The sequence below is a fragment of the Streptomyces sp. NPDC046876 genome (genome assembly GCF_040645035.1).
In the GTDB taxonomy this organism is placed as follows: Bacteria; Actinomycetota; Actinomycetes; order Streptomycetales; family Streptomycetaceae; genus Streptomyces.
In genome coordinates this window covers 1-20765 of record NZ_JBEYXK010000018.1, presented here as the reverse complement: position 1 = coordinate 20765, position 20765 = coordinate 1, and the positions used below count along the sequence as shown (strand labels likewise).

Genomic DNA, 20765 nt, shown 5'->3' with positions numbered 1-20765 from the left:
CGCCCGCGGCCGCCCGGATAGCTTCCGTACGACCGACCGACCGACCGACGACCGACCGACCGACCGATCGACCGATCGACCGATGCAACGAAACCAGGGGGAAAGACCATGAGGCAGTCGCGCAGGTGGACCGCTCGTCTCGCCGTCCTCGCCGGAGCGGGCCTGACCGCCGCGCTGGTGGCCGTCCCGGCGCAGGCGGCTGGCGGCATCATCCAGAAGGGAGACTCGGGAGCGGCCGTACGCTGTGTCCAGCGCGGCGTGAACATCGTCCAGAGCCCGGACGTGGCCGTGGACGGGCAGTTCGGCAACAACACCCTCAACGCCGTGGCCCGCTTCCAGAAGGCGGAGCGGATCACCGTCGACGGCAAGGTCGGCCCGGTCACCGGCCGGCACATGCTGACCGAGGTGCAGCGCATCCGCACCGTCGACATCCGCTCGGGGGGCGACGGCAGGTTCTACACGAACTGGCTGAACGACTGCACCCGCTACATCCCGAACTGACGAAAGGCCTCGGCCTCCGTGAGGAGGCCGAGGCCTTGTTCGAGCGCTGGGCAGGCCTTGCACCTGCATCCCCCCACAGGAAGTGGGGTGCCTTTCCTTGGACCACCAACGCCGGGTCCGCTGCTGCTGTTCGCGGCGGCGAGCTCGAGATCGACTATAGCCCATGGAACCGCCTCTTCCGCTACCCCTGGAGGCCACCGCCCTGGGCCCCTGCCCGCGCACGGCGGGCCCGTAAGCTCCCGGGCCATGAGCCACGGCACCGAACGCACCCTGCTCCTGCATCCGCCCCGCACCTCCACGGCGGAGCTGCTCGGCCGGGCCGCGGCCTGGCGGGGCTACGAGGTGGTCTCCCATGTCGGGCGGGCGCAGGGCCGCGGCGTGCACTGGTACGGCGGCGCGCTCGCCGCCGACCGGGTCGCCGAGGGGCTCGGGCTCGGTTTGCTCGAGCCTGCCGACGACTGGCTGACGCAGGTTCCGTACGCGCTGGTGCGCCGTCCCGTACGGCTGACGACGCTCGCGCAGGCCCGCCTGCTGGCAGGGCGCGCGTTCGTCAAGCCGCCCTCGGCGAAGATCGACGAGCTGCCCGCCGCGGTGTACGAGGACGGGACCCGCCTGCCGGGGACACTCGACGGAGCGACGCCGGTGCTGGTGAGCGGCGTGGTGGAGTTCGCAGCCGAGTACCGGCTGTTCGTGCTCGACGGCGAGGCCGTCGCCGGCAGCCGCTATGCCGTCCACGGGCGCCTCGACCCCGGGCCGTTGGACGGGCAGGTCCGCGGCTTCGCGCGCGAGGTGCTGTCCGCCGGGGCCGAGGGCCTGCCCAGCGCGGTGTGCGTCGACGTCGGACGGCTCGTCGACGGCACGTGGGCGGTCGTCGAGGCCAACATGCCCTGGTTCGCGCACTGCTACGCCGCCGAGCCGGACCGCGTCCTGGACGTGGTGCTGCGCGCTGCCGGGCCGCGTACCCGGGTCGGCGACCGGGACCTCCCCTTCCTGCGCCCCGCCACGGGCGGCCGGCCGGCTGCCGCGCCGCACGGGCGGTAGGCGCCCGTACGGCGGCGGCAGGGCACTCGGCAGGAGGCCCGGGCCGGTCGGCAGCAGGTCAGTCGGTGGCGGTGAAGCCGTGGCGGGCCGCCAGGCGGGTCAGGGAGGCGATGCCGGGGATGCCGTCGGCGTCCGGGCCGGAGTAGGAGCCCCCGGCCTCGCTGCGCTGCCAGGCGGCGTACGCGTCGCGGGTGCGCGTGCCGAAGCTGCCGTCGGCGTAGCGGTCGTCGAGGAGCCCCTCGGCGACCAGGGCGTCCTCCAGGACCCGGACCTCCTCGGGGTGGGTGGTGTGGCCGTCGGGTCCGGGGATGTCGGCCCGGGCCGCGGCGGCGAGGTGGGCGACGCTGACCGTGGGCCGGGGCGGCGGCGGGGTGTCGCCGCCCGGGCCGCCGAGGACCTTCGCCGTGTCGAGGGCACCGGGGTCGCCGTGGTCGTTGCCGGGGACGTCGCAGTGGCCGAAGTAGCCGCCCTTGTTCTGCCACACCGAACGGGAGCGGGGCTTGTCCGGGCCCGGGAAGGGGGCGGGCGGGCCCGCCGGGAACGCGTCGGGCACGCCCCAGGAGCGGGCCGCCGCCAGGATGGAGCGCCAGCCGGGCTTCTGGCCGGGGTCCCAGCCGGTGGTCCAGGGGTTCTTTGCGTACGCGAGGACCTCGATCTGGATGTTGACCCGGCCCTCGCGGTTGGTGCGGCGGGCGCCGTCGTTGCGCAGGGCCCGGGCCGACTGGTGGAGCGGGCCGAGCTGGGCGATCCGGTCGGTGACGGGGCAGTACACGAGCTGCGGTTCGGAGGCGACCTCGATCAGGTACGAGCTGAGGGATTCGAGGTACTGGCCGCCGGCCGGGGACTCGGTGGTGTGCAGGGTCACCCGGGGCGGGTTGCCGGGGGTGTCCATGGCGCCGCCGATGCTGCCGTCGCCGATGCGTATGGCCCCGGGGATCCATATGGTTCCGGAGGCGGCGCCGACCGGCAGCGCGACCGCGGCGGAGGCGGGCGCGGCGGCCGCGCCGCGCGGGGCGGGATCGGGGATGCGGGGGCTGAAGGGGGCGCCGCCGACCGGCTCGTAGACGTCCAGGGCGCCGTCGTCGCGCAGCACGAACAGGGCTCCGGGCCGGTTGGGGTGCTCGCGCGCGAAGCGGGGCGTGTGGTCGAGCCGGGCGATCGCGCGGGCGGTGGCGACCTGGTCCGCGCCGACCTCTCCGCAGTAGGTCACGGACCGGTCGGGGTGGACGGTCGCCGCGTGGAAGGACGTCATCGATCGGGCTCCTCGTCGGGTCTGGAGTCGAACGCCAGTCGCACGTAATCGGGTGGAGTCGGGCGGACCCGGCTTCGAACCATGGCAGGTCCACCATCACCGCACCGTGTCGCCGGCGTTGCCCAACCCTCAACTCCCCTGCTGTGCAGGGCGGCTGAGAACGTGCGCCTATCATTTGTTCGATTCCGGACCGCCCGGCGACCGCGCCCGCGTCCGGGATCCGCGAGCAGTCACGACGAAAGGCAACGGGGACTTGGGATTCACGGCCAGATATCGAAAAGCGGCGGTTGCGGCGTGTGCCGTGGCGGCCATCGTGGGCGGACTGCAGCTGACCTCCAGCGCCTTCGGCACCGAGGACCCGGGCGCGGGCACCGGCGCGGGCGCGGTTCCGGACGCGGGAGGCAGCCCGACCCCCACCGCGGCCGCCGACGCGGCAGCGGCGTTGCCGGCGCCCGAGAAGGCGCCCGACGCCGCCCACGCGGAGGACTCGGTCCAGTCCGGCAGCGACCACACCGCCTTCAAGAACGGCGTCATGCAGCTCGAAGGAAGCCGCACCGCGGCGGCTGCCAAGGGCGTGGCGGCCGGTCCGCCGCAGGGCGAGGGCTGGAAGCTGGCCGGGGCGACGAAGTGGCTGGCGACCGGCTACACGGTCAAGTTCTACGACCAGAAGTCCGCGGACTGGCTGGCCCCTTACGTCAAGGCGTCGGCGGCGGACCTCCAGCGGATCACGAACCTTCCCGTCACGGTAGACACCCGGCCCGTGGGCTGGGACTACGCCCGCCCCAAGGGCGAGGTGGTCATGGGCGTGCTGTACCGGCCCTGCCTGCCGCCGGAGGGTGAGGGCAGCATGGGCAGCACGGGCTGGAAGGTGGTCCGCGACGGCTCCGGAAGCGCCAACCTGAGCTGCGGGTTCACCAGTTCCTCCGTGGCGGAGACGGTGACGAGCGGGCACGCGTACATCGACAGCGAGTTCTTCACCGAGGCGGGCAAGCCCGCCGCCTCCATGGGCGAGACGTACATGCGCAACCACGTCAGCCACGAGCTCGGGCACGCTCTGGGCCTCGCCCACGCGAACCGCAGCCTGACGAAGGGCGACTGCGTCAAGGGCAGCGACTCCGGCGAGTTCCCCGTGATGTGCTCGCCGGCGTACGCCTACCAGGACAAGCGGGCGGGCACCTACGTCCAGCAGTTCGACGTGCAGGCGCTGCGCATGCTCGCCGCCGGCGCCGGAGCCGCGCTGGCCCCGCAGGGGCAGGTGACCGGCCTGGCCGGCAAGTGCCTTGACGTCAAGGGGGGCAAGGCGGACAACGGCACGCAGATCCAGCTCTGGGGCTGCAACGGCACGGCGGCCCAGTCGTGGATCCTCGGCAAGGACGGGACGTTCCGCGCGCTGGGCAAGTGCCTGGACAACTCGCGCGCCCTCAGCACCAACGGCAACAAGATCCAGCTGTGGGACTGCAACGGCACGGCGGCCCAGCGGTGGTCGGTCAACGCCAAGGGGCAGATCGTCAACGCCGGGTCGGGCAAGGTGCTCGACGTGGCCGGCGGCGCGACGGCGAACGGCACCGTGGTGCAGCTGTACACGGCGAACACCAACAAGCGGCAGGTCTGGGTGGCTCCCAAGTAGGCCGTTCGCCCGTTCGCCGTAGCCCTGCGGGAACAGCGCCGTGACACGCGTCCGGCAGGAACGGGACCCGGCACCGCCACCGGGCTACCGTCTGCGGGCATGAGGACCGATGACGAGCCGCCCGCGGCCCGCGGGCCGCGGCGGCGCCGGCTGGTGTGGGCGGCGACCGGAGTGGTCGCCGCCCAGGCGGCCCTGGTCTCCGCCGGGCCCGCGCTCCCCTCCCCGCCCGACGGCTTCGGTCTGCGGCCCGCCACGCCGACTGCGGCACTCGCTCGGCTGGTGGCGGGGAACCGGCGCTGGCGGACGTACCACGAGCACCACCCCGACCGGAGCGCGGCCGTGCGGCGGACCCTGGTGGGCAGTCAGCACCCGTTCGCGGTGGTGCTGGGCTGCATCGATTCCCGCGTGCCCCCGGAGCTGGTCTTCGACCAGGGGCTGGGCGATCTGCTGACCGTGCGGTCGGCGGGCGAGGTCCTGGACGAGGCGGTGCTCGGCAGCATCGCCTACGGGGTGCTGGAGCTGGACGTTCCGCTGGTCGTCGTCCTGGGGCACCAGGGGTGCGGGGCGGTCGCGGCCGCCGTCCGCGCCGCGGAGACCCGCACCCCGCTGCCGGCCCATGTCGTGTACCTCGCCGAGCAGATCCGCCCCGTCATCGACTTCGGGTTGCACGGCCAGGCCCGGGTGGACGCGGCGGTCACCGCGAACGTGCGGCGGGTCCGGGCAAGTCTGTCCCGGGAGCCGGACCTCGCCCCCCGTATCGCCGCCGGACGGCTGGCCGTCGTCGGGGCCCAGTACGAGCTGACCAGCCAGCGCGTGCACCGGGTGGACTGACCGGGCCCGCTCGGGGCGCGCCGCCCCCGGCCGGAATCCGACGGACCGCCTCGCGTCCCGTGCGGAGATAATGATCTTCCGGAGAGGGACGAGCGGGACGGGGGCCGGAAACGGTGCGGGAGCTGATCGAGGACCGGTACGAGCTCGACGAGCTGCTCGGCCGGGGCGGATTCGGCGAGGTCTGGCGGGCCCGGGACGACCGGGTCGGGCGCTGGGTCGCCGTCAAGATCGGGTACCCGCAGACGTACGAGGACGCGCGCCGCTTCGAGCGGGAGGCCAGCCTCGCCGGGAACCTCGCGCACCCGAACATCGCCACCCTCCACGACTTCGGGCGCACCGAGCGCGCCGGGCGCGACGCGGTGTTCCTGGTGATGGAGCTGCTCCAAGGGCGCAGCCTCGCCGAGGTCCTCGCCGAGGGGCTGCCGCCGCTGCACGACGCGCTGGACTGGGCGGTGCAGGTCGCGGCGGCGCTGGCGGCGGCGCACGACGCGGGGATCGTCCACCGGGACATCAAGCCGGCGAACGTGATGGTCACCGAGAGCGGGGTCGTGAAGGTCCTGGACTTCGGCATCGCCAAGGCGCAGGGAAGCCCCGGCACGGAGCTGACCGGGACCGGCATGGTCATCGGATCGTTCCCGTACATGGCCCCGGAGCGCTGGACGGGAGGTGCGGGCGGGGTCCCCGTCGACGGCCGGGCGGACCTGTACGCGCTGGGCTGCGTGCTGATGGAGCTCCTCACGGGTGAACGCCCTTTCGCTGCCGTCGAGATGCACGAGCTGCTCGCCCAGCACCTGACGGCCGTCCCGCCCGCGCCCGGCTCGCTGCGGGCGGGGCTGCCGGCGGGGCTGGACGCGCTGGTGCTCGGGCTGCTGGCGAAGGACCCGCGGGAGCGTCCGGCGACGGCGCGGGAGGTGGGCCTGCGGCTGGCCGGGATCAGCCGCGGCGCGGCAGGGCGGGCCGCGGACCCGGGCGAAGCTGGGGCCGGGGTCCCGCCGATGCCGACGTACTCCCCGACCGTGCCCGCCCAGGCGGTCCCGGCCCCCGGCCCGGTGGCGCCGCCCGCCGACGACCCCGTCCGGGCGATGCTCCAGCGCCGCCTGACGCAGCTGTTGGAGGACGCTCCGGCCGACCTGGCGCAGCGGCTGGGCGGCCTGGTCACGGACTTGGTGGAGGAGTTCGGTACGCACGACCCGCTGTCCGTACGGGCCGCCTACCACCGGGCGATGAGCGTACGGGGGGAGTCGCGGACGGAACTGGAGCGCCTCCTGCCGAGGATGATGCGGGTGCTCGGCGTGGAGCACCCCGACACCATCACGGCGCGGGCCGCGTACGCCGGCGAGTCCGCCGCCTACGGGCCGGGCGATGCCCGCGGCCACGAGGCCGAGCTGCGCGAGGTCATCGAGCAGGCGACCCGCGTGCTCGGCGCCGACGCGCCGGTCACGCTGGCCGCGCGGTACCACCTGGCCGTCGGGCTCGAGCGGAGCGGCGGCGCGGGCGGCGGGAACGGCTCCGCCCGTACGCCCGAGGAGGCGCGCAGCGAGCAGGCCCGGCTGGGCCCGCTGCTGCCCGGGCTGGAACGCGGCCTGCCCGCGAACAGCCCGATCCTGCTGGACGTACGGCAGCGGCTGGCGGCCGCCGCCTGGCTGCTCGGCGACTTCGCCGCGGCCGCCCCGCTCTACCTCGCCCTGTACCCCGATCCCGCGGAGCTGGTGGAGCGCGGGCACGCGGAGATCGCCTACCGGGTGGTCCGCAGCATCGGCGAGGCCGGGGACCCGGCCCGGGCGCTGGCGCTGCTCAAGCCGCTGGAGCACCGGCTCCAACTGACCGTCGGCAACACCCACTGGCTGACGCAGGAGGTCGCCGAGGCCCGGTCCGAGCTGCGGCGGGCCCTGCGGGAGGACCGGCGGGCGGCCGGCGGCGGGCTGGGGTGGCTGTTCGGAAACTGACCGGCGGTGGGCACCCGGGCCGCGCTACGCGCCCGACGGTGCGGAGCCCGGGGCGGTACGGCGGTCGGCGCTGCGGCCTGCCCTGCGGTCGGCGCGGTGGGCGAGCAGCAGACCGCGTAACCGGAGCCGCTGCCCGACACCGGCACGCTGCACGGCGATCTGGCCGCCCTGGCGGGGGTGATCGTGGCGTCGCTCCCGGACCCGGTGCTCGCGGCGGTCGCCCCCGGCCTGGCGGCGGACCTCGGACGGCACCCCGGGGTCGCGGAGCGGTTCCGGCAGACGTTGATCGCCGCGGAACAGGCGCAGGGGGCGGAGATCCTGCAACGCGCCGTCGCGCGCGGCGAGCTGCCGCACGAACCCGTCCCGGCCCCGGTCCACGCGAACGTGCCGGGCACCGTCTTCGCCCGGACCTTCCTGTTCCACCGCCACCCCGGCCCGGAACCGGCCGCCCGGCTCGCCGGCCTCACCGCAGCCGGCCTCCGGTCCCTCCCGCCGGCCGCGGACTGACCCGCTCGCGCGGGCTGTCACCGGCGGCCGCCATACTGGGCCCATGCAACGCATCGGGGGGTACGCCGTCGAGCGCAAGCTCGGCGAAGGCGGCATGGGGACGGTCTATCTCGCTCGGTCCCGCGGGGGCCGGGCGGTGGCGGTCAAGGTCGCCCGGCCGGAACTGGCCGCGGACCCCGCCTTCCGGGAGCGGTTCCGGGCCGAGGTGGCGGCTGCCCGCCGGGTCGGCGGTTTCCACACCGCGCCCGTCGTGGACGCCGACGCCGACGGCGACCCGCCCTGGCTGGCGACCGCGTACGTACCGGGCCCGACGCTCGCCGCCCGGCTCGCCGCCGAGGGCCCGATGGACGAGCCCACACTGCGTACCCTGGCCGCCGCGCTCGCCGAGGCCCTGGAGGCCGTGCACGCCTGCGGGCTCGTGCACCGCGACCTCAAGCCCGGCAACATCATCCTGGCCGACGACGGGCCGCGGGTGCTGGACTTCGGCATCGCGCGGGCGGTGGAGTCCACGCGGATGACCGCCACGGGAACGGCCTTCGGCACCCCCGGCTACCTCGCCCCCGAACAGGCCCTGGGCCACGACGTCACGGGCGCCGCCGACGTGTTCGCCCTCGGCTCGGTCCTGGTCGCCGCGGCCGGCGGCAGCGCGTGGGGCGAGGGGACGCCCATGGGGCTGATGTACCGCTCGGTGCACGAACCGCCGAACCTGGCGGCGGTTCCGGACGGGCTGCGCGCGCTCGTCGAGGCCTGCCTCGCGAAGGACCCGGCGGACCGTCCGACGCCCTCGGCCCTGCTGGACCTGCTCGGCGACCCGGAGGCGCCCGCGCTCCCGGCCCCGCAGGTGCCCGTACCGCTGCCGGCGACCCCGCAGCCGGCGACCCCGCAGACACCGGCCCCGCAGCCTGTCCTCCCGCAGACACCGGTCCCGCCGGTCCCGACGGTCCTGCAGGCATCGACGCCGTCCACGCCCGTCCCGGCGGCGCAGGCGGCCCCGCCCCTGCCGCAGGGTCCGCCGCCCATGCCGGCGGTGGCGCCCGCCGTCCCGGCCGGGCCGGTGGAGGCTGCGCCCGACGTCGTGATCGCCGACCGCCGCAACAGCGTGGTCGCCGACGCCACGGGGGTCGTCCTCGAAGTCGACGGCGTGGAGGCCGACTTCGCCTGGGAGGAGCTCGCCGGGATCACCTACGCGCCCCTGAACCGCGGCGCCCACCTCGTCGTGACGGTGCTGCTGCCGGACGGCAGTTCGTACGGGTGCCAGGTCAACGCCCGGCGCGTCAGCCGCCTCCAGGAGTGGCTGGGGCAGCTGCACCGGTCCGTCGTCCGGTACCTGGCGCCGCGCCTGGGCGTCCTCCCCGGGCCGTACGGATTCGGGCCGGGGCCGTACGGTTCCGGCGCCCCCGGGATACCCGGCGTGCCCGGCCCGTACGGCGGCTACGGCTCCCCGCAGGGCCCCGCCGGCTTCGGTCCGCCACCGCCGCAGTACCCCGGTCACGCCGGTTAGGCTCCCGAGCGCGTTCACTCCGGCAGGTTCAGCTGCCACGACACGCCGAAGCGGTCGTTGACCCAGCCGAACCTGGCGCTGAAGCCGTACGAGCCCAGCGGCATCAGCGCCTGGCCCTGTTCGACGAGGGCCTCGTAGAGGCGGTCGAGCTCGGCCGCGCTCTCGCACTGCACGAACAGCGAGATCGCGGGGGTGAAGCCGAATTCGTGCTTGACCGCGCTGTCGATGCACATGAACTGCTGGCCGGCGAGTGCGAACGTGGCGTGCAGGACCGTGCCTTCCTCGCCGGGCCCTTCGGGGCCGTAGCGGGTGACGCTGATGACCTCGGCGTCGTCGAAGAGCGACATGTAGAAGTCCATCGCCTTCTCGGCCCTGCCGCCCTCGAACATCAGGAACGTGGTGATCTTCTGCGGGGTCGTGGCCATCCTGCCTGCTCCATGGGGGTGTGGTGGCGTGGCGCGAGCCTGTCGGAGCCGAGGTTAGAGCACGCCTCCGACAGCGAACGGACACGGCGGCGCGCGGCGCGTGCGGCGTGGCGGGGTCGCTCTTCGCTCCGGCCGGGCGGGGCGCCTGCGCACGGGCCGCTGCCGTGGACCACCATGGTGCCCATGTCCGATCGATTCACCACCCGGGTCCTCGACCTCACCACCGGCCGCTCCGAGACGGTCACCGACCTGACACGCGCGTGCGAACAGTTCCTGGCCGACGTCGCGGCCGGCCGCGACGGCCTGCTCAACGTCTTCGTCCCGCACGCCACGGCGGGCATCGCCGTGATCGAGACGGGCGCCGGCAGCGACGGCGACCTGCTGGAGGCCCTGCGCACCCTGCTGCCCGCGGACGACCGCTGGCAGCACCGCCACGGCTCCCCCGGCCACGGCCGCGACCACGTCCTGCCCGCCTTCGTACCGCCGCACGCGACGCTGCCCGTCCTCGACGGCCGCCTCCAACTCGGAACCTGGCAGTCCGTCTGCCTGGTCGACACCAACAAGGACAACCCGGACCGCCAGGTCCGGTTGAGCTTCCTCGCGTAACCGACCGACTCCGCTTGCACAAAACGGTATTTCGTGGCCCGTTCGAGGGGTCGGTACGGTCCGATCCATGGACTGGAACTTTCGGACGGCCGAAGAACTCGCGGCTGCCTTGCGTGCCCGAGAAGTGACCTCGGCGGAACTGACCGACGCGGCGATCACCCGTATCGAGCGCCACGACAAAGCGGTCAACGCGATCTGCGTACCGGACTTCGACCGTGCACGGGACGCCGCGCGCGATGCCGACCGGGCGCTCGCCCGCGGTGAGCACCGGCCCCTGCTCGGCATCCCGGTGACGGTCAAGGAGTCCTACGACATGGCCGGGCTGCCCACGACCTGGGGCATGCCGCAGCACCGCGACCACATGCCGGCCGAGGACGCGGTGCAGGTGTCGCGGCTCAAGGCCGCGGGCGCGGTGGTGCTCGGCAAGACCAACGTGCCCTTGGGACTGCAGGACATCCAGAGCTTCAACGAGATCTACGGCACCACCAACAACCCCTGGGACCCCACCCGGACGTCGGGCGGATCCTCCGGCGGATCAGCGGCGGCCCTGGCGTCCGGGTTCGGTGCCCTGTCGATCGGCTCCGACCTCGCCGGCTCGCTGCGCACCCCCGCGCACTTCTGCGGCATCCACGCGCACAAGCCGACGCTCGGGCTGGCGGCGACCCGGGGGATGACCCCGCCGCCCGCGCCGGCCCTCCCGGCCGACCTCGACCTCGCCGTCGTCGGCCCGATGGCCCGCACGGCCCGCGACCTCACGCTCCTGCTCGACGTCATGGCCGGACCGGATCCGCTGACGCACGGGGTGGCGTACGACCTGGCGCTGCCGCCCGCGCGCCACGAGCGGCTCTGCGACTTCCGGGTCCTGGTCCTCGAGGACCATCCGCTGATCCCGACCGGCTCCGCCGTACGGGCGGGGGTGAACCGGGTGGCCGCCGCGCTCGCCGAGGGCGGCGCCCGCGTCGAACGGCACAGTCCGCTGCTGCCCGATCTGGCCGACTCGGCGGTGCTCTACGCGGAGTTGATGTTCTCGAGCGCCGTCGCCCGCTTCCCCGTCGAGGCGAAGGAGCAGCTGCGGACCCGCGCCGCCGCACTGGACGCGGACGACCGGAGCTTCGATGCGGCGCGGCTGCGCGCCATGGTGTTCAGCCACCACGACTGGATCGCGGCGAACGGGCGTCGCGAGCTCCACCGCCACGCCTGGCGGCAGCTGTTCGCGGAGTTCGACGCCGTGGTGTGCCCCATCACGCCCACTCCCGCGTTCCCGCACGACCACCACCCCGATCCGCTGCACCGCAGGATCGACATCGACGGCGTCGCGTACCCGTACTTCGACCAGCTCGTCTGGGCCGGCCTGGCCACCATGCCCGGCCTCCCCGCCACCGCCGTACCGGCGGGCCGGTCCCCCGAGGGGCTGCCGGTGGGGGTCCAGCTCATCGGCCCGATGTTCGAGGACCGCACCCCCTTGAGACTGGCCGAACTCCTCGAACAGGACACCGACGGCTTCCGGGCCCCCATGTAGCGATCCCGCCGGAAGCGCAGAGCACCACGCTTCGGGGGTGCTGCGGCTGACGGGCGGTCAGGCGCAGGCCACCCGGGTGGCGCATGCAGAATCGATAATGTGCACGCCGGTCAGGGACCCGCGCGCGGCCGTCGCTTACGGTGACCGGGCATCCCTCGACAGCTCGTTGCCCCGGCCCGGCGGAGGTACCCGTGCGCATCGTGCGCCATGCCGTTCCGGACGTCTCCCCCCTCCTTCCCTCCCTGTAGGCCTCCCCCCCTCCGGCCCTCCCCGCCGCCCGCCCCCAGGAAGACAGCCCATGTCGCTGACCACCGCCGATTCCTCCCTGCTCCTGAGCCGGCTCAGAGACGTACTGCCGGCCCATGCCGTGCTGGCCGACGAGGCCTCGCTGGCCGCGCACGCCCGGGACACCGCGCCCTTCCCGGACTGCGGGATCCCGGCCGTGGTGGTCCAGCCCGCCACCCCCGAACAGGTCCAGGCGGTGCTGGCCCTGGCGTACGAGCTGGAGGTGCCGGTCGTCCCGCAGGGCGCCCGGACCGGGGTGGTGGGCGCCGCCGGCGCCGTCGACGGGTGCATCGTGCTGTCCACCCTGAGGATGGACCGGATCCTGGAGATCGACCCGGGCAACCGGCTGGTGCGCTGCGAGCCGGGGGTCACCACGGCGGCACTGAACGCCGCCGCGGCCGAGCACGGCCTGGCGTACCTCCCGGACCCGGCCTCCCGGGACACCTGCACCATCGGCGGGAACATCGCCACCGGCGCCGGCGGGATCTGCTCCGTCAAGTACGGGGCCACCGCCGACCACGTGCTGGCCCTGGACGTGGTGCTCCCGGACGGGCGGCGGATGCGGACGGGCCGGGACACGGTCAAGGGCGTCGCCGGTTACGACCTGACCCGGCTGATCGTGGGCTCCGAGGGCACCCTGGCGGTCGTCGTGGGGGCTTCGCTGGCGCTGCGGCCCGCCCGTCCGCCGGCCCTGTCCCTGCTGGCGCAGTTCTCCGGTTTGGCGGCGGCCGGCGACGCGGTCGCCGCCATCACCCTGGCCGGTCACATGCCCTGCGCCCTGGAGCTGCTGGACCGCGCCACCTCCGAGGCTGTCGCCGAGCTCGGTCACCCGCTGCTGCGGCCGGGCAGTGCGGCCACGTTGATCGTGGAGAGCGACGCCGCGGACCCCGCGCGGGAGCTGTCGGCGATGGAGCTGCTGTGCAAGGAGGCCGGGGCCGAGCACGTCGTCACCGCGAGCACCGCGGAGGAGTCCCGCGAGGTCATGGAGGCGCGCCGACTGGCCGTTCCCGCCGTGAGCCGCTACGCCGCGACCCTGCCCGGCAGGCCCACCACGTTCATCGAGGAGGTGGCCGTGCCCCGCTGCGAACTGCCGAAGTTCATCGGGGCCGTCGAGGGCATCGCCGACCACCACGGCCTGCGGATCTTCACCTCGGCCCACGCCGGGGACGGGCGCGTCCGCCCCGTCGTCCTCTTCGACGGGGCCGACGCCGGCCGGGTCGCCCGCGCCCGTCAGGCGCGCGAGGACATCGTGGCCGCGGCACTGGCCCTCGGCGGCACCAGCACCGGCACGCACGGCATCGGCACCCTCAAGCGGGACTGGCTGGCCCGCGAGCTCGACCCGGCGGGCCTGGAGCTGCACCGGGGCATCAAACGGCTCTTCGACCCGAAGAACCTCCTCAACCCCGGCAAGGTGATCGAGGCATGACCCAGTCCACGCGCTCCACCCGGACCACGCAGTACGACGGCCCGCGCGGCCCCGGGGGGCGGCGCACGGCCGTGGCCGGCCCGGTGTTGAACCTCCGCCTGTTCGCCACCCACACCCTGCCCGTCTTCGTCCGCGGCTTCGTGAGCCCGCGCCCGCGCGTGGTGAAGGCGTACGCCGCACTGAACCAACCCGCATGGTCAGCCGCCACGCTGCGGGCCCTGCGCGAGCGCCACGGCGGCGCGCCGGTCCTCGTGCGCGGCCTGTCGGGGCCGATGCTGGTCCTCCTCGACCCGCAGGACGTCCGGCAGTTCTACACCGAGCCGGTCCGCGCGCTGGCGATGGATCCGCCCGACAAGAACAACGCCCTGAAGGTGCTGGAGCCCACCGGGGTCATCTGCTCCCACGGCGAGCTGCGCGAGGGCCGCCGCCGGATCAACGACGAGTGCCTGGCCGAGTCGGAGGCGGTCCACCCTTCGGGCAAGGAGTTCCGCGCCGCCGTCGCCGAGGAGGCCCGCCGGCTGGTGTCGCAGCGGGTCGTGGACATGCAGGACATCCGCCGGGCCATGGCCAGGATCAACCGCCGCATCGTCCTCGGTGACGCCGCGGCGGACGACGAGCAGCTCCATGCGTGGCTCGTCGGGCTGCGCAACGAGGCCAACTGGATGGGCCGGCGCAGGAAGCAGGCCCGGGCCGCGCGGGCCGTGTACGCCCGGGCGCAGGCCCGGATCGAGTCCTACGCAGCGAACGCGGCCGCGCACACGCTGATCGCCCGCGCCCTCGGGCAGGACGATCCGCAGGGCGACCTCGACCCGGTCGGCCAGGCACACCACTGGCTGCTGGCCCTCGACACGCTCGGGCCGACGGCAGCCCGTACCCTGCTGCTGCTCGGCGCGCACCCGGCCGAGCAGCAGGCGGTGGTTCCCGAGGCGGCGTCCGGTGTGGCCGACATGCCCCGGATGCGGGCGTGCGTGAAGGAGACGGTCCGGCTGTTCCCGATCGTGCCGGACCTGCTGCGCCTCACCCGGACCGAAACGACGTGGCGGGGGGTGCCGGTTCCGGCCGGCACGGCCGTGCTCGTCCCCGCGCTGTTCCACCAGCGGGATCCGGACCACGTACCGGCGGCAGATCTGTTCGCGCCCGGCCGGTGGCTCTCGCCCGGGGCGCACGAGGCCGTCCAGCTGGCGCCGTTCAGCCACGGCGGCGGGCACTGCCCCGGTGAGAACCTCGCCCTGCTGGTCGGGGCCGAGTTCTGCGCGGAGATCCTCCGGACGCACCGCGTGACGCGGGGCCGGCCCGTCCTGCCGTCCGCGGGGCCCCTGCCCTCGATGCTGGACTCCGCCGCGATCCGGCTCGGCCTCGAACCCCGGTGAACGCGGTGCACGCCGTCGACACCCGCCCGCGCGCCCGAGGGAGCACCGTGCCCGAAGCCGTGACCTCCGCCACCGAGCCGGACGTCGATTCCCTGAACCGCCTCTGCCGGGAGCTGGCGGAGGCGGCCGATGCGGTCGGGGAGGCCGCCCGCTACGCCAGCGAGCTCGCCCTCGCCTCGCGGATGCGGCTGGCCGCCTTCCGGCCGGGCAGCCGGCGCGCGGCCGCCTGGCGGACCTTGCTGCGGACCCTGACCAGTCCCGCCGCCCTGGGCTGGGCCCCGCGCGGCCGGGGGGTGATGGTGCGGGCCGGGCGGCTGTCCGGGGTGCTGGCCGGCCGGGAGAGCCTGGCGGTCAGCCTGGCCGTGCTGGGCCTGAAGGCGAGGATCCGGGCCGCTGCCGTACGCCACCCGGAGCTGCTGGCCGATCCGGCGTCGGCGCGGGTGCTGTCGGCGATCGAACAGGACCGGCACGGCGAGGCCATTCGGGTCTTCAAGTCCATCGTGAACAGCCGGGGCGCCGAGCACGCCTTCGCCGTGCTGGCCCCCTCCTTCGCCGACATCCTGGCCTGGAACGCCCTCACTGACGAGAACCCGTTCAACGACGCGGTGGGCTGGCAGGTGGCCACGGGCCGGGCGATGACCGCCGAACCGCTGCTCGGGCCGGTGCCCCGGTTCCGGTCCTTCACGGACCGCGGAAGCAGCGGCCGGGCCGGGGTCCTCACCGCCGATCCGGCCCTGACCGGCGCGCTCGACACCTCGGGCACCATCGCAGGGTACGTCCGCAACATCGGCCTCCTCGGCACCGGCGGCATCCTGCTGATCCAGCGGGTCATCGGCCCCGACGGGGTGCAGCGGTACGTGGTCCAGCTGGCCGGCACGGCGCGGGAGCGGGACTGCCGGAGCCCGCAGGACCTGTTCGGCGCCTTCAACGCGGTGGCCTCGCCGGATTCCCCGTACACCCGCGCCGCGTCCAAGGCGGTCCGCTCCGTGGTGCCCTCGGGGACGGAGGTGGCTCTGATCGGGCACGGCCAGGGCGGGATCGCCGCCATGAACCTGGCCGGCGGCCGGGACTTCACCTCCCTCTACACGCTCACCCATGTGGTGGCGGTGGGCTCGCCGATCGACGCCAAGCGGCCGGCGGACCCGCGGACCCAGGTGATCTCCCTGGTGAACGAGCACGACGTCGTGCCCAGCCTGGAGGGCCGCTCCGCCCTCTCCCCGTACCGGCTGCCGTCGGAGTTCACCGAGTTCACCTGGACCGACGACACCCACTCCTTCCCGCGGTGCCATGCCGCCGAACGGTACGCGCACAACCTCGAATTCGACGTCCCCGAGGCGATCGACCATGTGAACGCGGAACTCGCGGCCTACCGCGGCCTGGTGTCCGCCACGCACCTCTTCCAGCTCTTCGACCGCTGACCCAGAGACCACAGCGAGACCACAGCGAGAGACCACAGCGAGGACCCCTGTGACCGACACCGCCCCCTCCACCCGATCCTCCGCGGACACCGCCGACGCCTCGGCGGCCGGCCCGGACTCACTTCCGCGGCCCGGCTCCTGGGTGACCGCGCCCTACGGGCCGCCCGGGCTTCTCGAGCGCCTCGGATCGGCCGCTTTCGCGCAGGTCAACGCGTACAAGGAGTGGCACGAACTGCCGCTGCCGCTGGCGCTGTTGAACCTGCGCACGATCCGGGAGGACCTGCGCCGCAAGAACCTGTACGACACCTACGGCGCCGGGGGCGAGCGCCCGCGCCGCGCCACGTCCACGCTGCTGCCGTACCGCTCGTACGACGGATCCGGCTACGACCCGTACGACGAGGACATGGGCCGGGTCGGCACCCGGCTCGACCGCAACGCCCCGCTGGACCTGGTGCGCCCGGAGGCGGACGAGGAGTTGATGCGGCCGAGCCCGCGGGAGATCAGCCGGCGGCTGCTGGCGCGGCGCTCCTTCGTACCCGCGACCTCGCTGAACCTGCTGGCGGCGGCCTGGATCCAGTTCGAGAACCACGGCTGGGCCAACCACGGCGACAACGAGACCGCCGAGCCGTTCACCGTCCCGCTGGCGGGGGACGACGACTGGGAGATGCACGGGGGCACCTGCCCGATGCGCATCAACCGCACCCGCCCCGACCCGGTGGCGCACACCACGCCCGACGCCCCGCCCACATACGAGAACACGGTCACCCACTGGTGGGACGGCTCGCAGCTCTACGGCTCGGACGAGGAGCGCTGCCGGGCCCTGCGCACCGGCGAGGGCGGCAGGCTGACCCTGTCGGCGGAGGGGCGGCTGCCCGCCGACCCGCGGCCGGGGCGGGACTGCCTGGACTGGACGGGGATGAACAGCGACTACTGGGCCGGGCTGTCGCTGCTGCACACGCTGTGGGCCAAGGAGCACAACGCGATCTGCGACATGATCCGCTCCCACCACCCCACCTGGGACGACGAGCGGCTGTTCCACACCGCGCGGCTGGTCAACACCGCACTGATGGCGAAGATCCACACGGTGGAGTGGACCCCGGGGATCCTGGACACGCCCGTGCTGCACCACGCGATGAACGCCAACTGGTACGGGGTCCTGCCCCGCTGGGTCAGCAAGACCTTCGGGCGCATCGGCACGGGAGAGATGCTCAGCGGGATCCTCGGCTCCCCCACGGAGCACCACGCGGCCCCTTACTCGATGACGGAGGAGTTCGTCTCCGCGTACCGCCTGCACCCGCTGATCCCGGACGAGCTGGCGGTCCGCGACCACCGCGGGGGCGGGCTGCGCAAGAGGATCGGCTTCAACGACATGCAGGGCCGCGCCACGCGGTCCTCGGTCGACGAGTTCGGGATGAGCGACCTCTTCTACACCTTCGGCACCTCCCACCCCGGCGCCCTCGTCCTGCACAACCACCCGGACGCCCTGCGGAACCTCGCCAGGCTGACGGGAGAGCACATCGACCTCGGGACCGTCGACATCCTGCGCGACCGCGAGCGCGGCATCCCCCGCTACAACGCCTACCGCCAGATGCTCCGCAAGCGCCCGGTGCGGTCGTTCGAGGAGCTGACCGGGGGCCACCCGACCGACACGGCTCTGCTGGAGGAGGTGTACGAGGGCCGGCTCGACCGGGTGGACACCCTGGTCGGGAACCTCGCGGAGCCGAGGCCCGAGGGGTTCGGGTTCAGCGACTCGCTGTTCCGGATCTTCGTGCTGATGGCGAGCCGGAGGCTCAAGAGCGACCGCTTCTTCACCACCGACTACCGGCCCGAGATCTACACCCCCGAAGGCCTCGAATGGGTCGACCGCAACACCATGGTCACCGTGCTCCTGCGCCACCACCCCGAACTCGCCCCGGCCCTCGACGGCGTCACCAACGCCTTCGCCCCGTGGAAGTCCCTGTGAGCCTCTTCCCGCGCTCCGCTGTGCCGGCACCCGGCCCGGCCGACGGACTGCGCACCCACGCCGGCACCCTGCGACGGCACGCGGAGCGGCTCCGCGGGGCCACGGCGGGCCTGACCTGGGAGGGATCGCAGGCCGATGCCGTCCGGGTACAGGTGGCGGCGCTCGCCGCGCGGTGCGAGTCCGCGGCCTCCGGCCTGGCCCTGGCAGCGGCCCAGTTGGCCGACCACGACCACGACCACCGGCACGGGCACGGGCGGGGCCACCGGCACGGGCACGGGCGGGGCCACCGCCACCCGTAGCGCAGGCACCGGCATCAGGGCACGGCGCCCCGCCCCCGGGGCCCGCCGTGTCCTGGCCGCTCTTCGGTGGCCGGGGCCGGCTGACGACGCCGGCCGGCGCTCGGGGCCGGGGCGGGGGGCCGGGTCGGCCGGATCGGTCGGAGCAGTCCGGTCAGACCAGGTCCGGCTTCCAGATGACGCGGTGGGGGTAGACGTGCGCGGTGGGAGAGAGTTCGTACGAGCCGGCGTCGGCGTCCTCGGCGAGGACCCAGCCCACCCCCTGGTAGGCGAAGGGGACGTCCTCCCGGGGCACGGCGCACCGGCCGGGATCCGTGAGGACGGTCTGCCCGGCGGGGATGCTCAGGACCTGCGTGCCCGAGGTCTTCGGGCAGGGGTGGAACTCGGTGGCCTGTGCGTACTCCAGGCGCATCTTGACCCTGGCTGCGGCCTGACCGCCGTTGATGATCTTCAGGGCGAAGGACACGCGGTCCGGCTCGACGCGTGCGCACACGCGCCACACGACCGCCCGGGGGCCCTTGAGCAGGGCGCCGCACCGGCTGTCCTCACCGAGGGATCCCTTCTCCACCCCGCTGGGAGTCGGCGTCACACCGGCTGCCGGGAGCGGTCCCGGGCCCGGTCCCGTCGCCGCGGCAGCGGATACGACGGCTGCCTCGTCGCGGGCTTGATCGCGCCAGAGCACGAGGCCCAGTGCGCCGCCCGCGGCGAGGACGAGGACGAGGGCGGCGGAGCCGATCCTCGCTGCCGCCGGAACACGGCTCCACCATGACACCCGGACGGCATCAGGCGCGGCGTCGGGCGCAGGGCCGGTGTCCGTGGCCGAGGTCGGGGGATCTCCGGCCCGGGCCTCGGCGGGGGAGCCGGTATCCGGGGTGTCCTGGTTCCGGTCGGCGGCGGCCGGGCGCTGGAGACGGCGCCGGCGTTGGGCAGCCCTCGCCTCGGACTGCAGCCGGTGCCACAGGGCCAGTTCTTCGTCACCGACCCCGAAGATCTCCGCCAGCGCCGTCAGCACGGCCTTGTCGGGCAGGGTCGTGTGTCCGCGGTCCATGTAGCGGCCCACGGACGAGCGGCCTAACCCCTTGATGTCCTGGCCGCGCAGCCGTTCCTTGAGCTTCGCCCCCAGCCGGTCCAACGGCAGTTTGGATTCCGACGCCTCCCATGCGGTGCGCAGCCGCTCGGCGAGCACCACCCTCGCCGCGTCGGGAGCCCCGTCCGGCTCAACTCCCGCACCGTCGCGCATGTCCTCGTCTCCCGCCACTGTCCCTCCGTCATCCCGGTTTCCGACGTTTCCGCAGGTCAGTGCCGTACAGCAGGAACGGGACGAGAGCGGGACGGGAGCGGGAATCCACACCCGCCCACCGCTCTGGTGATGCTGCCAGGAGTCCCTCAATCCTGGATCTCGCGAAGCCCCGTACGGCTTGCCGGCCTCGCAGACCACCCCCGTGTCCCACCGCATCGGCATCCGTCGACCGTAGCGACACGGATCACTGCGGGCCGCACGAACTCACCTAAGGAGTAACGCAGATGAGCATCACCACCTCGTCCCGCCTGGCCCGTTCCGCCGCGGCGGCCCTGGCGGCCGGCTCGATCGTCCTCCTCGCGGGCCTCGCGCCCAGCGCGCAGGCCGAGGAGGCCGCAGCCGCGGTGGCGGGCAGTGCGCCGCAGGACGGTACGGTCCAGCTGAAGTTCGACAAGAACAGGAAGGACCCCTCCGAGTCCCGCCTGTACGTCATCAAGGGCCGCGAGGTGCTGGCCGAGTTCCGGGCGGGATCGGGGACCACCACCGACGACTGCGAAACGGGCCGCGGCTGGCTGCCCAACGGCACCTACACCGTCGGGCAGCACTACGAGACGTACAACGGCCGGCTGATCAAGGGCTACGCCATCCGCCTGGCCGACAAGAAGTGCAACGGCGGCGCGGGCCGCGTGCGCAACGAGCTGTTCATCCACAGCGAGATGAACAGGGACGGCAGCCAGGGGAGCACCGAGAAGCGGCGGTGGACCGACAGCAACCCCAACGACTTCCGCTCGAACGGCTGCATCAAGATGCGGCCCGAGGAGATCAAGAAGATGTTCCGCCTCCTGGAACGCAACGGCTGGCCGAAGACGCTGCGCGTCGCCGGCTGACCACTCCCGACGACGGGTGGTGGGGGGGGCCCCCCCCCGGGGGGGGGGGGGCGCCCCCCCCCCCCCCCCCCCCCCCCCCCCCCCCCCCGCCCCCCCCCCCGCCCCCCCCCCAACCAAAAAAACA

General features: G+C 74.1%; 18 protein-coding genes. 15 read left to right on the top strand and 3 right to left on the bottom strand.

The annotated features are described in order from the left end of the window. The first annotated feature begins 108 nt into the window (after nt 1-108). The gene (locus ABZ924_RS13305) at nt 109-501 is read left to right on the top strand and encodes a peptidoglycan-binding domain-containing protein (RefSeq protein WP_361907704.1); all 393 of its coding nucleotides are present in this window, start codon (nt 109-111) and stop codon (nt 499-501) included. A 246-nt stretch (nt 502-747) separates the two neighbouring features. Then, the gene (locus tag ABZ924_RS13300) at nt 748-1542 is read left to right on the top strand and encodes an ATP-grasp domain-containing protein (protein ID WP_361907702.1); all 795 of its coding nucleotides are present in this window, start codon (nt 748-750) and stop codon (nt 1540-1542) included. 58 nt (nt 1543-1600) lie between these two features. Here ABZ924_RS13300 and ABZ924_RS13295 read toward each other — a convergent pair whose 3' ends face one another. After that, nucleotides 1601-2794 carry a peptidoglycan-binding protein LysM gene (locus ABZ924_RS13295; protein ID WP_361907700.1) on the bottom strand — a complete coding sequence of 398 codons (1194 nt, stop codon included), beginning with the start codon at nt 2792-2794 and terminating at the stop codon, nt 1601-1603. A 301-nt stretch (nt 2795-3095) separates the two neighbouring features. Here ABZ924_RS13295 and ABZ924_RS13290 point away from each other — a divergent pair, with 301 nt between their 5' ends. From ABZ924_RS13290 to ABZ924_RS13270, 5 genes are all read left to right on the top strand, one after another. Further along, the gene (locus tag ABZ924_RS13290; RefSeq protein WP_361907698.1) at nt 3096-4421 is read left to right on the top strand and encodes a ricin-type beta-trefoil lectin domain protein; all 1326 of its coding nucleotides are present in this window, start codon (nt 3096-3098) and stop codon (nt 4419-4421) included. Between the two features lie 99 nt (nt 4422-4520). Further along, nucleotides 4521-5252, top strand: a complete 732-nt coding sequence (locus tag ABZ924_RS13285) for a carbonic anhydrase (protein WP_361907696.1) — start codon at nt 4521-4523, stop codon at nt 5250-5252. Between the two features lie 113 nt (nt 5253-5365). Next, nucleotides 5366-7198, top strand: coding sequence for a serine/threonine-protein kinase (locus ABZ924_RS13280; protein WP_361907695.1), 1833 nt, complete (start codon nt 5366-5368; stop codon nt 7196-7198). Nucleotides 7199-7327: 129 nt separating this feature from the next. After that, nucleotides 7328-7705 carry a TetR-like C-terminal domain-containing protein gene (locus tag ABZ924_RS13275; protein ID WP_361907857.1) on the top strand — a complete coding sequence of 126 codons (378 nt, stop codon included), beginning with the start codon at nt 7328-7330 and terminating at the stop codon, nt 7703-7705. Nucleotides 7706-7748: 43 nt separating this feature from the next. Next, nucleotides 7749-9206, top strand: a complete 1458-nt coding sequence (locus tag ABZ924_RS13270) for a serine/threonine-protein kinase (protein ID WP_361907694.1) — start codon at nt 7749-7751, stop codon at nt 9204-9206. Nucleotides 9207-9220: 14 nt separating this feature from the next. Here ABZ924_RS13270 and ABZ924_RS13265 read toward each other — a convergent pair whose 3' ends face one another. Then, complete coding sequence (locus ABZ924_RS13265) at nt 9221-9631, bottom strand: VOC family protein (protein WP_361907692.1); 411 nt, start codon at nt 9629-9631, stop codon at nt 9221-9223. 183 nt (nt 9632-9814) lie between these two features. Here ABZ924_RS13265 and ABZ924_RS13260 point away from each other — a divergent pair, with 183 nt between their 5' ends. From ABZ924_RS13260 to ABZ924_RS13230, 7 genes are all read left to right on the top strand, one after another. Further along, entirely contained in the window at nt 9815-10237 is a 423-nt protein-coding gene (locus ABZ924_RS13260) for a secondary thiamine-phosphate synthase enzyme YjbQ (protein WP_361907690.1), read from the top strand. A gap of 67 nt (nt 10238-10304) precedes the next feature. After that, complete coding sequence (locus tag ABZ924_RS13255; RefSeq protein WP_361907688.1) at nt 10305-11756, top strand: amidase; 1452 nt, start codon at nt 10305-10307, stop codon at nt 11754-11756. A gap of 298 nt (nt 11757-12054) precedes the next feature. After that, on the top strand, nt 12055-13467 hold the full coding sequence (locus tag ABZ924_RS13250) for an FAD-linked oxidase C-terminal domain-containing protein (RefSeq protein WP_361907687.1): 1413 nt from the start codon (nt 12055-12057) through the stop codon (nt 13465-13467). Next, complete coding sequence (locus tag ABZ924_RS13245; protein ID WP_361907685.1) at nt 13464-14837, top strand: cytochrome P450; 1374 nt, start codon at nt 13464-13466, stop codon at nt 14835-14837. Before ABZ924_RS13250 ends, ABZ924_RS13245 begins: the two co-directional genes overlap by 4 nt. Before the next feature lie 47 nt (nt 14838-14884). Further along, the gene (locus tag ABZ924_RS13240) at nt 14885-16255 is read left to right on the top strand and encodes a hypothetical protein (protein ID WP_361907683.1); all 1371 of its coding nucleotides are present in this window, start codon (nt 14885-14887) and stop codon (nt 16253-16255) included. A gap of 49 nt (nt 16256-16304) precedes the next feature. Then, on the top strand, nt 16305-18218 hold the full coding sequence (locus ABZ924_RS13235; protein WP_361907681.1) for a peroxidase family protein: 1914 nt from the start codon (nt 16305-16307) through the stop codon (nt 18216-18218). Next, complete coding sequence (locus tag ABZ924_RS13230; protein ID WP_361907680.1) at nt 18215-18517, top strand: hypothetical protein; 303 nt, start codon at nt 18215-18217, stop codon at nt 18515-18517. The genes ABZ924_RS13235 and ABZ924_RS13230 overlap by 4 nt, the downstream gene beginning before the upstream one ends. 151 nt (nt 18518-18668) lie before the next feature. On the opposite strand, the gene ABZ924_RS13225 is transcribed toward ABZ924_RS13230, so the two are convergent. Continuing rightward, on the bottom strand, nt 18669-19754 hold the full coding sequence (locus ABZ924_RS13225; protein WP_361907678.1) for a hypothetical protein: 1086 nt from the start codon (nt 19752-19754) through the stop codon (nt 18669-18671). A 284-nt stretch (nt 19755-20038) separates the two neighbouring features. Between ABZ924_RS13225 and ABZ924_RS13220 the strand changes: the two genes are divergently transcribed. Continuing rightward, complete coding sequence (locus ABZ924_RS13220; protein ID WP_361907676.1) at nt 20039-20641, top strand: L,D-transpeptidase; 603 nt, start codon at nt 20039-20041, stop codon at nt 20639-20641. The last annotated feature ends 124 nt before the right edge of the window (nt 20642-20765 follow it).

Bases quoted from the DNA above. Each gene is read 5' to 3' on its own strand.
- ABZ924_RS13260 (WP_361907690.1), top strand. From the start codon at position 9,815: ATGTCCGATCGATTCACCACCCGGGTCCTCGACCTCACCACCGGCCGC.
- ABZ924_RS13225 (WP_361907678.1), bottom strand. From the start codon at position 19,754: ATGCGCGACGGTGCGGGAGTTGAGCCGGACGGGGCTCCCGACGCGGCG.
- ABZ924_RS13250 (WP_361907687.1), top strand. From the start codon at position 12,055: ATGTCGCTGACCACCGCCGATTCCTCCCTGCTCCTGAGCCGGCTCAGA.
- ABZ924_RS13305 (WP_361907704.1), top strand. From the start codon at position 109: ATGAGGCAGTCGCGCAGGTGGACCGCTCGTCTCGCCGTCCTCGCCGGA.
- ABZ924_RS13255 (WP_361907688.1), top strand. From the start codon at position 10,305: ATGGACTGGAACTTTCGGACGGCCGAAGAACTCGCGGCTGCCTTGCGT.
- ABZ924_RS13295 (WP_361907700.1), bottom strand. From the start codon at position 2,794: ATGACGTCCTTCCACGCGGCGACCGTCCACCCCGACCGGTCCGTGACC.
- ABZ924_RS13285 (WP_361907696.1), top strand. From the start codon at position 4,521: ATGAGGACCGATGACGAGCCGCCCGCGGCCCGCGGGCCGCGGCGGCGC.
- ABZ924_RS13270 (WP_361907694.1), top strand. From the start codon at position 7,749: ATGCAACGCATCGGGGGGTACGCCGTCGAGCGCAAGCTCGGCGAAGGC.
- ABZ924_RS13220 (WP_361907676.1), top strand. From the start codon at position 20,039: ATGAGCATCACCACCTCGTCCCGCCTGGCCCGTTCCGCCGCGGCGGCC.
- ABZ924_RS13245 (WP_361907685.1), top strand. From the start codon at position 13,464: ATGACCCAGTCCACGCGCTCCACCCGGACCACGCAGTACGACGGCCCG.
- ABZ924_RS13265 (WP_361907692.1), bottom strand. From the start codon at position 9,631: ATGGCCACGACCCCGCAGAAGATCACCACGTTCCTGATGTTCGAGGGC.
- ABZ924_RS13300 (WP_361907702.1), top strand. From the start codon at position 748: ATGAGCCACGGCACCGAACGCACCCTGCTCCTGCATCCGCCCCGCACC.